The organism is Bacillus infantis NRRL B-14911 (assembly GCF_000473245.1).
GTDB lineage: Bacteria > Bacillota > Bacilli > Bacillales > Cytobacillaceae > Bacillus_AB > Bacillus_AB infantis.
In genome coordinates this window covers 1,002,927-1,016,814 of record NC_022524.1, presented here as the reverse complement: position 1 = coordinate 1,016,814, position 13,888 = coordinate 1,002,927, and the positions used below count along the sequence as shown (strand labels likewise).

At 47.6% G+C, this 13,888-nt stretch carries 14 protein-coding genes; 2 read left to right on the top strand and 12 right to left on the bottom strand.

Translation table 11 applies throughout. The features are described from left to right. Nucleotides 1-175: 175 nt before the first annotated feature. From N288_RS05360 to fabL, 10 genes are all read right to left on the bottom strand, one after another. A complete protein-coding gene (locus tag N288_RS05360; RefSeq protein ID WP_022543512.1) occupies nucleotides 176-1,075 on the bottom strand; it encodes an ABC transporter permease in 900 nt (299 codons plus the stop codon). Nucleotides 1,076-1,091: 16 nt separating this feature from the next. Continuing rightward, nucleotides 1,092-2,096 carry an ABC transporter permease gene (locus tag N288_RS05355; protein ID WP_009795210.1) on the bottom strand — a complete coding sequence of 335 codons (1,005 nt, stop codon included), beginning with the start codon at nucleotides 2,094-2,096 and terminating at the stop codon, nucleotides 1,092-1,094. A 93-nt stretch (nucleotides 2,097-2,189) separates the two neighbouring features. Further along, nucleotides 2,190-3,803 carry an ABC transporter substrate-binding protein gene (locus N288_RS05350; RefSeq protein WP_022543511.1) on the bottom strand — a complete coding sequence of 538 codons (1,614 nt, stop codon included), beginning with the start codon at nucleotides 3,801-3,803 and terminating at the stop codon, nucleotides 2,190-2,192. Between the two features lie 30 nt (nucleotides 3,804-3,833). Then, entirely contained in the window at nucleotides 3,834-4,820 is a 987-nt protein-coding gene (locus N288_RS05345) for an ABC transporter ATP-binding protein (RefSeq protein WP_022543510.1), read from the bottom strand. Next, nucleotides 4,801-5,811: an ABC transporter ATP-binding protein gene (locus N288_RS05340; RefSeq protein WP_009795207.1), complete on the bottom strand. Its 1,011-nt coding sequence runs from the start codon at nucleotides 5,809-5,811 to the stop codon at nucleotides 4,801-4,803. The genes N288_RS05345 and N288_RS05340 overlap by 20 nt, the downstream gene beginning before the upstream one ends. Before the next feature lie 369 nt (nucleotides 5,812-6,180). Then, entirely contained in the window at nucleotides 6,181-7,929 is a 1,749-nt protein-coding gene (locus N288_RS05335) for an ABC transporter ATP-binding protein (protein ID WP_009795205.1), read from the bottom strand. Between the two features lie 107 nt (nucleotides 7,930-8,036). Further along, complete coding sequence (ntdP, locus tag N288_RS05330) at nucleotides 8,037-8,567, bottom strand: nucleoside tri-diphosphate phosphatase (protein ID WP_009795204.1); 531 nt, start codon at nucleotides 8,565-8,567, stop codon at nucleotides 8,037-8,039. 238 nt (nucleotides 8,568-8,805) lie between these two features. After that, the gene (locus N288_RS05325; protein ID WP_009795203.1) at nucleotides 8,806-9,060 is read right to left on the bottom strand and encodes a YgaB family protein; all 255 of its coding nucleotides are present in this window, start codon (nucleotides 9,058-9,060) and stop codon (nucleotides 8,806-8,808) included. Nucleotides 9,061-9,692: 632 nt separating this feature from the next. Beyond that, nucleotides 9,693-9,890 carry a gamma-type small acid-soluble spore protein gene (locus tag N288_RS05320; protein WP_009795202.1) on the bottom strand — a complete coding sequence of 66 codons (198 nt, stop codon included), beginning with the start codon at nucleotides 9,888-9,890 and terminating at the stop codon, nucleotides 9,693-9,695. 87 nt (nucleotides 9,891-9,977) lie between these two features. Further along, entirely contained in the window at nucleotides 9,978-10,727 is a 750-nt protein-coding gene (fabL, locus tag N288_RS05315; protein ID WP_035403162.1) for an enoyl-[acyl-carrier-protein] reductase FabL, read from the bottom strand. Between the two features lie 118 nt (nucleotides 10,728-10,845). On the opposite strand from fabL, the gene N288_RS05310 reads away from it, so the two are divergent. Further along, on the top strand, nucleotides 10,846-11,070 hold the full coding sequence (locus N288_RS05310; protein WP_009795200.1) for a hypothetical protein: 225 nt from the start codon (nucleotides 10,846-10,848) through the stop codon (nucleotides 11,068-11,070). Nucleotides 11,071-11,316: 246 nt separating this feature from the next. Here N288_RS05310 and mutY read toward each other — a convergent pair whose 3' ends face one another. Together mutY and N288_RS05300 are read right to left on the bottom strand one after the other, a co-directional pair. Beyond that, complete coding sequence (mutY, locus tag N288_RS05305) at nucleotides 11,317-12,414, bottom strand: A/G-specific adenine glycosylase (protein ID WP_009795199.1); 1,098 nt, start codon at nucleotides 12,412-12,414, stop codon at nucleotides 11,317-11,319. Nucleotides 12,415-12,462: 48 nt separating this feature from the next. Further along, nucleotides 12,463-12,780, bottom strand: coding sequence for a hypothetical protein (locus tag N288_RS05300; protein WP_022543508.1), 318 nt, complete (start codon nucleotides 12,778-12,780; stop codon nucleotides 12,463-12,465). Between the two features lie 116 nt (nucleotides 12,781-12,896). On the opposite strand from N288_RS05300, the gene N288_RS05295 reads away from it, so the two are divergent. Continuing rightward, nucleotides 12,897-13,877: a metal-dependent hydrolase gene (locus tag N288_RS05295; RefSeq protein WP_022543507.1), complete on the top strand. Its 981-nt coding sequence runs from the start codon at nucleotides 12,897-12,899 to the stop codon at nucleotides 13,875-13,877. Nucleotides 13,878-13,888: the final 11 nt, after the last annotated feature.

Below are 13,888 nucleotides of genomic sequence, written 5' to 3'. Positions count from 1 at the left end.
TCCGTACCCTTTTTGACATTGCCAATCTTCTAGGTTCTCAAGTCAAAAGACACTTAAATGTGGAATATTCAACCAATGCCTAATATGCGTAATGCCACAAGATGTAGTACAAATATATGTTGTTCATGAGCAGAATTCACATTCCTTTATTGAGCATGCACATTCCCTTTTCTTCCTAACTCTTCATCCTAGGATCCAATGCATCTCTCAGCCCATCGCCCATGAGGTTGAAGCCGAGTACTGTGAGCATGATGGCGAGTCCGGGGAAGATCATTGTCCAGGGGGCCTGGATGAGGTATGCCTTTGCATCTGAGAGCATTTTTCCCCATTCGGGATTTGGCGCTTCTGCCCCCAGGCCAAGGAAGCCCAAAGCAGCTGCTTCGATGATGGCAGTTGCCACTGCCAGTGTTCCCTGGACGATGATTGGACCCATGCTGTTCGGCAGGACGTGAAGGAATAAGATACGGGCATCACTCATGCCGACCGCCTTTGCCGCCATGATATATTCCTCCTGCTTTACACTGAGCACACGGGAACGGATCAGGCGCCCAAAGTTAGGGATATTGATGATGGCAATGGCAATGAGTGCATTCCTTAAGGATGGGCCCAGTACCGCTACAATTGCAATCGCCAAAAGGATGCTAGGAAATGCAAGCATGATATCGAAGAACCGTGAAATGATCGTATCCACCCAGCGGCCATAATAGCCTGCAAGGATGCCAAGCAGACAGCCTGCGGCAAGTGAGCCAAGGACGGCCAGAAAGCCGACCCATAAAGAAATCCGCGCCCCATAAATTACCCGGGAAAGAATATCCCTTCCAAAATCATCGGTTCCGAACCAATGGTCGGCCGATGGGGCCTTCAGCCGGTTTGCCAGCTGCTGCTCGTTGATGCCTGTAGGGGCGATCAGCGGCGCAAATACTGCGAGAATGACAAAGAACAGAACAATAAGCGCGCCGACAACAGCCAGCTTGTTTTTCCGGAAGCTCCGCCATGCTTCAAGCCAGGGGGATTCCACCTTTTCCTCGGCCTGGACCGCAGACGGATGTACATTTTTTTCTGTTGATAATTCCATAGGCTTCTTCCCTCCTTTAGTTGTATTTGATCCTTGGATCGATTGCAGCATATAAGAGGTCAACAATCAGATTGATCATGACAAAGATGAATGCAATGACAAGGATCCCTGATTGGATGACCGGATAATCGCGGTAATTGATAGCTTCATAGATATATCTTCCGATTCCCGGCCAGCTGAAAATGGTCTCCGTCAGGATGGCACCGCCAAGAAGGAGCCCGGTCTGCAGTCCGATAATCGTCAAAACAGGAATGATGGCATTTTTCAAAGAATGCTTGTACACAACCCAGAACATCCTTAGCCCTTTGGCCCGTGCTGTACGGATGAAGTCTGAACGCATGACTTCAAGCATCGTCGAACGCGTGATCCTGGCAATAATGGCCATCGGTATGGTCGATAATGCAAGGCTCGGAAGCACAAGGTGGCGGATGACATCCCAGAACTGATCCATCCGTCCTGCAAGGAGAGTATCGATGATATAAAGGTTGGTGATGGCCTCAACCGGATTTCTGACCTCTTCCCGTCCGGACGTAGGGAGCCAGTCCAAATTGATGGCAAAAATCCACTGCTCCATAAGGCCAAGCCAGAAAATCGGCATGGATACACCGATAAGAGCAAGCACCATGGCAATATAATCAAACCAGGAATTTTGGAACCAGGCACTGATGATCCCTGCATTCACGCCGAAAAAGATCGCAATGAGCATGGCGCAGAAGGAAAGTTCCATGGTAGCTGCCAGGAAAGGCCAAATTTCTCCGCTGATCGGTGCCTTCGTACGAAGCGATTCCCCAAGATCACCCGTAAACAGGCCCCCCAGATATGTAAAATATTGAATAAACCAGGGCTTATCAAGCCCAAGCTGCTCTGTCAAATCAGCCACAGCCTCTTTTGTTGCCAGCTGGCCCAGGATGATTTGGGCGGGATCTCCCGGTATGGCCCTGATCATGAAAAATACAATCAGCGACAAGCCCAGTAAAACCGGTATAAGGGAAAATATTCGTTTGATCGTATATGACAGCATGTTTTCACCTCTCTTGATGGTTGTCCAGCCGCATCGGTCCGGCTAAAAGAAAAGGGAGCCGCTTTAAGGAACTCCCTTTCTTTCTCTTTCCATTTACTTTTTAAATTCCACAGAAGACAGCAGATCCGATCCTGTTGGATGCGGCTTGAATCCGGTAATATCCGCTTTTCCTGCAAGAACAGGATTGGAGTGGACAAGCGGGATCCATGGCGCATCATCCTTGATGATCAGCTGAGCCTGCTTATACAGCTCTTCACGCTCGGCCTGGTCTGTCAGCGTCTGTGCTTTAATCAGAAGGTCATGGACCTCCTGGTTTTTGTAATATGTGTAGTTATTGGATCCGATAGTATCCTGGTCAAGAAGGACATACAGGAAGTTGTCAGCATCTCCATTGTCCCCTGTCCAGCCGAGAAGGAAGGAATCTGCTTCCCCTTTATTGGCTTTGTCGAGGTAAGTTCCCCATTCATAGGATACGATTTTCGCCTTTACGCCAACATCAGCAAAGTTGGCCTGGATGGCTTCAGCAACCTTTTGCCCGTCCGGCATATATGGTCGTGCAACCGGCATGGCCCAAAGCTCCATCTCAAATCCATTTTCATAGCCTGCTTCCTTCAGAAGCTCCTTTGCCTTTTCAGGGTTGTACTCATAATCCTGCACCTCATCATTATAGCCTGCAATTCCCGGCGGCATCGGGTTCTTCGCCGGCTCAGCATATCCGGAATAGAAGGCATCGATGAGAGCCTGCTTATCCACTGCGTAGTTCAGCGCCTGGCGGACCTTCTTATCCTTCAGCGGGCCGCGTGTATTGGTCAGCCCAAGATAGCCGACATTCATGGACGGGCGGTCAAACAGCTGCAGATCTGCATTTCCTTCGATTTGCCCTACATCACTGAAGCTTACGCCATCAATCAGGTCAACCTCGCCTGTAGACAAAGCATTCAGCCTTGCTGAGTTTTCAGGGATGACCCTGAAAATGACTGAGTCAAGCTTTGGCAGGCCTTCTTGCCAGTAATCCGGGTTCTTCTCAATGACGACACGGTCGTTCCGTTTCCATTCTTTGAATTTGAAAGGTCCTGTTCCGACAGGGTTGTCAGTGAACTTATCGCCGGCCTTTTCTACTGCTGCAGGACTCGCGATTCCAAATGGCGACATGGCCAGGTTTTTCAGGAATGGAGCGATCGGTCTGCTTAATGTAAATTCAACTGTATAATCATCAACTGCTTTTACCTCTGTTAGGACATCGCCAAATTGAGAGGCATAATAATAGAATTCTTCTTTATTTCCTGCTTTCCAGCGGTTGAAGTTGAAGACGACCGCTTCTGCATTGAAGTCTGTCCCGTCATGGAACTTGACTCCCTCGCGAAGCTTGAGCGTATGCTTCAGCCCGTCTTCACTTTCCTCCCATTCAGTTGCAAGGCCAGGCTGGATTTCTGTATCCTGCTCGCCAAAGTTGATCAATGTTTCAAAAATATTGACAGTGACTTTAAAGGATTCACCTTCGGTAGTAACGGCCGGGTCCAAAGCATCAGAGTCTCCGCTTCGCCCGAAGACAAGTGTTCCGCCGGCAGCTGTTTCACCGCCCGAATCTGTACCGGAATCTTTCTCTCCTTCATCAGTGCCGCTTGACTGGCTGCCGCTGCAGCCTGCAAGCCCCAGTGACAGCAGCAGGGCAAAAACCAACATTAAAAGACTATTGCGCTTTTTCATACTTTTCCCCCTTTTAATATCTTTCTTTTATCATGCATGCACCCTGTTACTGGTGTATAAGTGGCAGGCTGCAAAATGACCTTCTTCAATTTCTTCCAGCTGCGGCCGTTCGACCGTGCAGATTGCCATGCACTCCCTGCACCTTGTATGGAAGGCGCAGCCTTTTGGCGGATTAGCCGGGCTCGGGATATCTCCGCTCAGAAGCTCCGCTTCCTTGCGCAAATCTGGATCCGGGACCGGCACCGCTCCAAGAAGGGCTGACGTGTAGGGATGCAAAGGCTTTTCATACAGCTTTTCAGCCGTCGTGATTTCTACCAGCCTCCCAAGATACATCACTCCCACCCTGTCGCTGATATGTCTGACAACACCCAGATCATGGGCTATGAAAATATAAGTCAGCTGAAACTCCTTCTGCAGGTCTTCAAGCAGGTTCAGCACCTGTGACTGTATGGAAACATCGAGCGCAGAGACCGGCTCATCCGCAATGATCAGCTTCGGCCTGGTCATCAGGGCCCGTGCAATCCCGATCCTTTGCCTTTGTCCGCCGCTGAACTGGTGGGGATATCTTTTCGCATGCCAGCTGCTCAAACCGACGACTTCGAGCATCTCTTTTACCTTTTGCTTCCGCTCTTTCTTATCCCCCATCCCGTGGACGATCAGCGGCTCCTCAAGGATTTTTTCGACTGTATGGCGGGGATTCAGGGAAGCAAACGGATCCTGGAATACCATTTGCATTTCCTTGCGCATCTTTCTCATTTCCGAATCGTTCAGTCCTGTCAGTTCTTTCCCTTCAAACAGCACCTTTCCTTCGGTTGGTTCAATCAGCCTCATCAGCATCCTGCCGGTCGTTGACTTACCGCAGCCGCTTTCCCCTACAATCCCGAGTGTTTCCCCTTTATTGACATAAAAGCTGACATCATCAACGGCCTTTACATCTCCGGTCTTCTTGCCAAAAAGGCCGCCCGTTATTGGGAAATACTTTTTAAGCTGATTGACCTCAAGCAGAACTTCCGTCATTGGCTGCACCTCCTGATTCATCATGAAGAAAGCATCTTACTGTGTGCACCGGCGAATTTCCCCGGTACAGCTCCGGCGTTTCCGACAGACAGCGGTCATGGACAAATTCGCATCTTGCCGCAAAACGGCAGCCATGCTTGACTGAACCAGGCTTAGGGACATTACCCGGTATCGAGTATAGCCTGTCCTTCCTCTCCCTTATATCGGGGACCGACCGGAGAAGCCCGATTGTATAAGGATGCTTGGCGTTTTTGAAGATTTCCCTGACAGGCGCTTCCTCGACCACCTTGCCTGCATACATGACTATGACCCTTTCACAGACCTCGGCAACAACGCCAAGGTCATGGGTGATCATCATGATGGCCGTATCAAGCTTTTTATTCAAGTCCTTCATAAGAGCGAGGATCTGGGCCTGGATCGTCACGTCGAGCGCTGTAGTCGGTTCATCCGCAATCAGCAGCTTCGGATGGCAGGAGAGGGCCATGGCAATCATCACCCTTTGCCTCATCCCCCCTGAAAGCTGGTGAGGATATTCCTTCATGATCTGCTCTGCCCTTGGCAGCCCTACAAGCTTGAGCATTTCTACAGCCTGGCTGGCCGCTTCCTTTTTCTTTATTTTCTTATGTATCATAATGCCCTCAACCAGCTGGCTGCCGATTGTGAACAGCGGGTTAAGGGAAGTCATCGGCTCCTGGAAAATCATCGCCACTTCATTCCCTCTTATTTCCCTCATCCTGCTCTCTGAAGCTGCAACCAGATCCTCGCCATTCAGCAGAATCTCGCCGCCTGTGATTTTCCCGGGCGGCTGGGGGATCAGCTTCATGATTGACAGCGACGTCACGCTTTTGCCGCAGCCTGATTCGCCTACTATTCCCAGAATTTCACCTTTACGGACCGAAAAACTGATTTCATCCACAGCTGGTATTTCTCCATCTGAAGAAAAAAAGGAGGTTTTCAGCTGCTTTACATCTAAAACGGGAGCTTGACTCACACCATTACTCCTTCCTTTTTTCCATGCTGAAGCACTGGTCTTTCATGGGTTCTCCTGATTTCCTGCAGTTTAAATGCCGTGAACCAGGAGGGCATCCTCACAGTATGCCCCTTTAAATTTGTACCTTTGGTCACTATCTTTTTCTCATTCTATAAAAAAAGATTAAACAAGTCTACTGATTTTTCTAAATTATTTAAATATATTAAATCTTTGAAATAGTATTTAGGAATACTAATAAATCCAGTAAATGAAAGCGGCTTTTCCAATCATATGCTCTGGTGTTTTGCTATATGAGCAAAATTACCTGTATTAAATTGGAAAAAACCCTCCCCTTCTACAAGATTACTTCTGTAGAAGAGGAGGGTTTTCTTAATGCTCCAGCTGCTGTACCTGGAATAAGTTATAATAATGACCCTGTCTGGCCATAAGTTCTTCATGATTGCCGATTTCGGCGATTTCCCCATTCTCGATATGGACAATCCTATCGGCATGGGTAATCGTGGAGAGCCGGTGGGCTACAATGAATGTGGTCCTGTCTTTAGCCAGCTTTTCCAAAGCCTCCTGGATGAGATGCTCGCTTTCCAGGTCAAGAGCCGATGTAGCTTCATCAAGAATCAGGATCGGCGGATTCTTCAGGAAGATCCTTGCGATGGCCACCCGCTGCTTTTGCCCCCCAGACAGCTTGACACCCCTTTCCCCGACTTTAGTCTCATAACCTTCCGGGAGGTTCATGATGAAATCATGTGCATTGGCTGCCTTGGCAGCTGCAATCACTTCTTCATCACTCGCATGCGGCTTGCCGAGAAGGATATTCGTTTTAACGGATTCACTAAAAAGGATATTATCCTGCAATACAATTCCGATTTTATCACGGAGAGAACGTACCTTAAACCGCCTGATATCCGTCCCATCAAGCAGGATTTCCCCCTTTGTGACGTCGTAGAAACGGGGAATCAGGCTGATCAAGGAAGATTTTCCTCCTCCGCTCATCCCAACGAGTGCAATCGTTTCTCCCTGCCGGACATCAAGGGAGATATCCTTTAACACAGTTTCTTCTTCCTTATCATATGAGAAGTCCACATGGTTGAATTGAATATGGCCCTTCACATTGGTCACTTCAATGCTGTCCGGCGAGTCATCAATGTCGTACTTTTCATCAGCCAGCTCAAACACCCGGTCCATTGATGCAATCGACTGCGTCAGCGTGGTGGAAGAATTGACAAGCCGGCGAAGCGGATTATAAAGCCTGTCAATATAGGCGATAAACGCCATCATTGTTCCAATCGACAAGTCGTCCTGTATAACCAAATAGCCTGAATAGCCGATGACGATCAATGGCGCTATATCGGTTATGGTGTTAACGACAGCGAAAGCCTTCGCATTCCATTTTGTATGGTCGATGGCTTTCTCCAGGAAATTTTTATTTTGGCTGTCAAACTGCTTCTGCTCATGATCTTCAATGGCAAAGCTCTTTACAACGGCCATTCCCTGGACACGTTCATGCAAATATCCCTGAACCTCAGCCAGCGCCTGGGAACGCACACGGGTCAGCTTTCTCAGGTTCCCGAAGAAATACCTGACACTGAAAGCATAGAATGGGAAAAGAATCAGAGAAACAATCGTCAGTGTAATATCCATATTGAACATAATTACGACCGCTATAATAATTGTTGCAATATCAAGCCATAGGTTCATAAGGCCTGTCACTACAAAGGTTTTTGTCTGTTCCACATCATTGATGACCCTTGAAATGATTTCCCCTGCCCTGTTATTGGAATAAAACTTGAAGCTGAGCTTCTGGATATGGTGAAACAGACTATCACGGATATCATAAAGGATTTTGCTTGCTGTCCATTGTGCGAAATACTGCCGGTAATACTCAATCGGCGGACGGGCCAGCACAAAAATGACAATCATGGCTCCCATGATCCATAGCAGCCTTTCCGTTTTTCCGCTCTGGGACAGTAAATCATTCCCGACGATATCATCAATTACATATTTAATTAAAAGCGGAATCAAAAGCGGAATGGCAAATTTTATAATGCCGATTAAAAGTGTGCCGATAATTTGCAGCCGGTACGGCTTAACAAACTTCATATATCTTTTGATGCTGTCCAATTGCTGCCCCCCTTAATGCTCTCTCTATAGAATACCTCTTTTAAACAGATAAAAACCTGTTGAAACAAGGTCAACAGGTGCTACATAGGCATTTTTTATCCTTAATATCAGCGTCTGTAGGTTAAATATCTCTCATACCAAATGTCGATAAAATCCGGGGCAAAAGGCCCTTTCCGCTGGCGGATCCACTGGATCAGCTTATCGACATTCGCTTTTAATATCCGGTCGATGACTTCAGGATAGTTCATTTCCTTCCGGTGCCGCTCATATTCATCTTCATCAAGAAGATTGAATGTCATATCCGGAAAAACCTTGATATCCAGGTCATAATCAATATACTTCAGCGCTTCGCCGTCAAATATAAAAGGAGAGCTGATATTACAGTAATAATACACGCCATCCTCCCGGATCATACCAATGATATTGAACCAGTACTGTGAATGAAAATAACAGATTGCCGGCTCCCGGGTCACCCAGGTCCTTCCGTCGGATTCGGTTACAATCGTCCTGTCATTTCCTCCGATCACAAGACTTTGTGTCCCTTTTAGGACAGTCGTTTCCTCCCAGACGCGATGGATGTGCCCATTGTGTTTGTAGCTGTGTATTTGCATCGGTTCTCCTTCGATGGGTACGCCCATTTCTTCTCCCCTACTTTCATTCCCAAACGCTTTGCAACCTATCAAATGACTTGCACAAGTTTCCTAAAACGACAAAAGGCAACAAAGAACGTATTATTTCCTATTATTATAACGGTTAAAGAAAGAATTTAAAACAAAGAGCCATTGAAAATCTCTCAATGGCCCTATCTATCCCATATAGTCACTCTTGAAGCACAAGGATCCAGCCTGTTTCCCGGCCTTCCCTGCTGCCTATCTCTCAGCCGCAGGTCAGATTCACTTCCTGGTACGACCTTATTACCTCTTCCGTCTGGGTTTCAAACACCCGGTGGATCTCGCGCAATTCCTCTTTCATGCGGTGGATTTCAAACTGGACGCTTTCCAGCTCCGTTTCCTCCTGGATTATCTTAAGCTCATGCTCAATTTCCTGGCAGCGTTCCAGTTCTGACTGAAGAAACAGGAGCTTTTCCATCGTTTTCATCTGTTCAGATACCAGCAGGTCAAAAGTACTCATACAGGTCACCGTCCCAATTTCAGATTCTACCTATGTATTTCGGCTTTGCCCCAATCTTTCCTTTGACTAGTTCTGCTGATTGAAAGGAAGTTTTGTCGAATAGGGAAAAGCGGAAGCGCCTTGTTCATCCCCGACAAGCAGAAGACACCCCTCCCGGAAAGGCGATCTTTTCCTTTTTGGAAGGGTGGCTTGTGACCTCGAGGGGCTAGGCGCTGGAGCTGGACAATGTTCGAAGCCGGGTTCTGCCTTCTAAACTTTTTCAAAAGCGCTTTTTATTTTACATTAGCAAGCCCTCAAAATAAGCGGAGATTCTACGGTTAAGCTGCTGAATATAGTACGGATGGGTATAAATTAGCGGAGAATTTCCGGTTAAGTGGAGCGAAGTTGCCCATTTTCCAGTTTTTTGAGTCAATAGACGAAATTTTCCGTCTATTTGAGCTATTTTTAGAGTTTTTTTGAAAATAGGGGGAATTTCTCCTCTTATTTTTCAACCTGACACTGACTCCCTCATCCAGGTCCGGGAAGGTTGGCTTTCCGGGAGGGTATGGCACTCAAATAACAGCATTTAATGCGAAAAGAGCAAAATAAAAAGAAGGCACTCTTTGCGGATAAAAGAGTGCCTTCCCGTACAATTAGCGGCTTTGTCTGCCAGCGTTTTGACCTTTGCGGGCTTCAGCCTGCTGGTTTTGCTGACGTACTTCTTGAGCGTTTGTTTCGCTAGCGAACTCAGTGCCGAATTGACCTTGCTGGCCTTGAGAAGCTTGAGCGTTTTGCTGGCGCACTTCCTGGATGTTAGTGCCAGCTTGAGTTTGGTTTTGTCTGTTTGCCATTGTTAATCACCTCCACGACTATTAATTTAACCAGCCGCAGAGAAAATATCCTTTAATTTTCAGGAAAAAAATTCTAATTTAAACTTATTATACGAGCAGGGAGATTCCTCCGTCGACTATGATGGTCTGCCCCCTGATCATGCCTGATTTATCGGACAGCAGGAACATGACTGCGTTGACCATATCTTCAATCTCAACCATCCGCCCTGCCGGCGTCTTCTCCCTTGCCTCAGATAAAAGGTCTTCCCGGTTTGGGAAATGCTTTAATGCCTCTGTGTCGACTGCACCCCCGGAGACTGCGTTGACAGCGATATTCATCGGCGCGAGCTCAACAGCCAGGTAGCGGGTTAATGCTTCCAGTGCCGCCTTTGATACACCGACTGTTGTATAGTTTTCCAGATAGCGGATCGAGCCGAGCGAGCTGATGCTGACAATCTTGCCGCCCCCGCTCTCCTCCATCAATTTGGCTGCTTCCTGTGCACAGAACAGCAGGGCCTTGCTGTTGATGTTCATCGTCCAATCCCAATGACTTTCTTCAAGCTCCATAGCAGGGCGAAGAACACCGGATGCCGCATTATTCACAAATACATCCAGCCGGCCGAATTCATTCCTGATTTCCTGGAAAAGAACCTTAATCTTCTCTACATCTCCAACATTGGCCCTTACGATCAGGGCTTTTCTGCCAAGAGCTTCAATTTGTTCTGCTGTTTCCTGTGCAGACTTTTTGCTCCTGGCATAATTGATGACAATATCATATCCTTCCTTGGCAAGGGAAATGGCAGTCGCCTTCCCGATGCCCCGGCTGCTTCCTGTTACAAGTGCTACTTTTTGTGTCATGAATCGTAATTCCTTTCCTGTTTCATTTGTTTTCATTTTATCTTTTCCATGTATATCTGGCAAACAGGATTATAACACTATTCTTAAACAACAGGCTCAAAGAGAAAGGAATGAAAGTATGTACGTCGGAAGGGATATGACTGAACTAACCATGGTTAAAAAGACGGAATGGAAGGACAGCGAACTGGCCTTCTTCCATCACTCCATGCAGCAGGTAGTTCCCTACCTCAATGCAGAGGGACAAACCATCCACCGTGAAATCATAGAAGAAATCGAAAACCGCGGCGGCCTTAAAAGGCAGGAAGCTGACTATACACATGGGACACGGGTCAGTTACGAGTAGACATGCGGAAAAGCCTGGTTCAATAGAGGAACGCGGACTAAGAGCGCCACGTCCTGTGGCAACGTCCGCATGACCCGCATCTGTGGGCCTCATGCATAAGACGAGCAGGTCGGAAGGTTGTTCTTTACCTTCTGGCCTGTTTGGCTTATGACTCGAGGTTCCAGCGCCCGGAGCTGGACAAGTAGAAAAGCGAAAAATCCTTGTTTCCTAATTCACAAAAAAACAGCAGGGCTGCCCCCTGCTGTTCTATTTATGCTCCTGCACGTGCTTGAGCATTTTCTGATGGGAAACCGGAAAGGCAAATTCCTTCAGCTCTTCTTCGGTTACAAGCTTCAGATCGCTCCGTTCTTCTTCCAGGGAAAGCAGTGTCCCTTTATAAACATGGATATGCCATGTTAGGTGGGTGAACACATGGTCGATCTGTCCTGTCATCTCAGCTGTTTCTATTATGGCGCCATACTGCTCTTTGATCAGTTCTGCCAGCTGATCTTTTTCATGCAGGAAAGCAAGGCTGATTTCAGTATTGGGAAACTCCCACAGATTGGCCAGCAGGCCCTTTTCAGGCCTTTTCCTGATCAGGTATCTGCCCTCTCTGTCCCGCAGCACGACAGCGGCAATCTGGACATCCTTCTGCTTTTTGTTCTTTGTCTTTATCGGCAGTTCACTCTGCTTGCCTTCATAAAAAGCATGGCAATGCTCACGGACTGGGCACAGCAGGCAGGATGGCGACGTCGGGGTGCAGATGAGCGCACCCAATTCCATGAGTGCCTGGTTGAAGAATGATGGGTTTTCGTGTGAAATGAGCTCCCGCACCGCCTCTTCAAAAATCTTGCGGGTTGCAGGCTTTGCAATATCCTCCCAGATGGAGAGAATTCTTGACAGCACCCTCATTACATTTCCGTCGACGGCCGGCTCCGGAATGCCGTAGGCTATGCTCAAAATGGCCCCTGCCGTATAAGGGCCGACCCCTTTTAATGAGGAAATTTCCTTCGGATTATCAGGAACCCTGCCGCCGTAATGTTCATGAACCTCCCTTACAGCTGCCTGCAGGTTCCGGGCTCTTGAATAATAGCCAAGCCCCTCCCACGCCTTCAGCACCTTGTCTTCCTCAGCCTCTGCAAGCGCCTCGATTGTCGGAAATTGTTCGATGAACCGGTTGAAATATGGAATGACTGTGTCGACCCTTGTCTGCTGGAGCATGATTTCCGATACCCATACCTTATAGGGATCCTGATCCTGCCTCCATGGCAGTGTCCGCTGTTCCTGTTCAAACCAGCCGATCAGGTCCTGGCGGAAGGTTTCTTTATTAAATGCATCTAAGTTGGCTAATGCTGTTTTTTTCAATTTTGATCCTCCGGATGTTAAACTTCCATGAAATATGGGAATATAATATTAAAGTTTCTTTTTCAAAGCCCAGAATCGGATTTCTTCGAGACCGCCGGGTATGAAGCTGTCCAGGCAGCCGAATGCAGAGTGCCCGCATGAGCTTCTCAGCTTTTTCAGCGCGAAATAATGGGCTTCTGTCGGCAGTGAGCAGGTTTCCGTAACGAACGAAGGCTCATGTTCAGCCCCAGAGTAGACGAACGAAATGTCAGCTGCTTCATACACAGGGAGAAGCGCTGCGATTTTTTCGATAGTGCTTTTAAAAAGATTCAAATCTGCTGGATGAACTTCGTACTGCAAAAACATTTGGACTTCATGCTTCATCATTATATTGGCAGCTCCTTTAACGTAAACCATTAATGGCTTTGATGACAAGCTTTTTACTGATAAAATACAGAAACAGCGCAACTTCAGATTATTCCATGGAAGGAGGTTCTTTCCTCTTGGATACAGGCACACATGTGGTCATGGGCTTTGCACTCGGCGGGCTTGCCACTCTGGACCCCGTTGTAGCAGATAGCACAGCAACAGCGACGAGCGTCATGATCGGGGCGCTCATCGGCTCTCAGGCCCCTGACATTGATACAGTATTAAAGCTTAGAAACAATGCAGTCTATATACGGAATCACAGGGGAATCACGCACAGCATCCCGGCTGTCATCCTGTGGCCGCTTGCAATACTCGCGGTCATCTATCCATTCTTCCCTGAAGCAAATTTGCTTCACCTATGGATTTGGACATTTGGGGCCGTATTCCTCCATGTTTTTGTCGACATATTTAACTCTTATGGGACACAGGCTTTAAGGCCATTTTCTTCCAAATGGGTTGCCCTTGGGATCATCAATACATTTGACCCGTTCATTTTCGGCATCCATGTTGCCGGTTTGTTCATATGGATACTGGGTGCACATCCCGGCTATACATTCCTGGCAATCTATGCCGTACTGATTGCATACTATATCATCCGGTTCCTTGCCCAGCGGGCCGTCCTGAAAGCGGTGAAAGCCATTATTCCTGACAGTACGGAAATCATCATCGCCCCGACCATGAAATTCCATCAGTGGAGGCTTGCCATCATGACTGAACATCAGTTCTTTGTCGGCCGGGCCAATAATGGGCATATCGATATCCTGGATCAGTTCAACAGGGTGCCGGTACCTCAGACTCCTGTGCTGGAAGCTGCCAAAAAGGATAAAAATTTGTCGGCATTTCTTTCCTTCTCCCCTGTATACAGGTGGGAGGTAGAAGATCTCGAGGAATCATTCGAAGTCCGGTTCATTGATCTCAGATACCGCAGCAACGGACATTACCCATTCGTTGCCGTCGTCCAGCTGGACAATGACCTGAATATCATTTCTTCTTATACAGGGTGGATTTTCAGTGAGGAAAAGCTGCGGAAGAAGCTCGATATTATCCCAAATTAAAAAAGATGGCA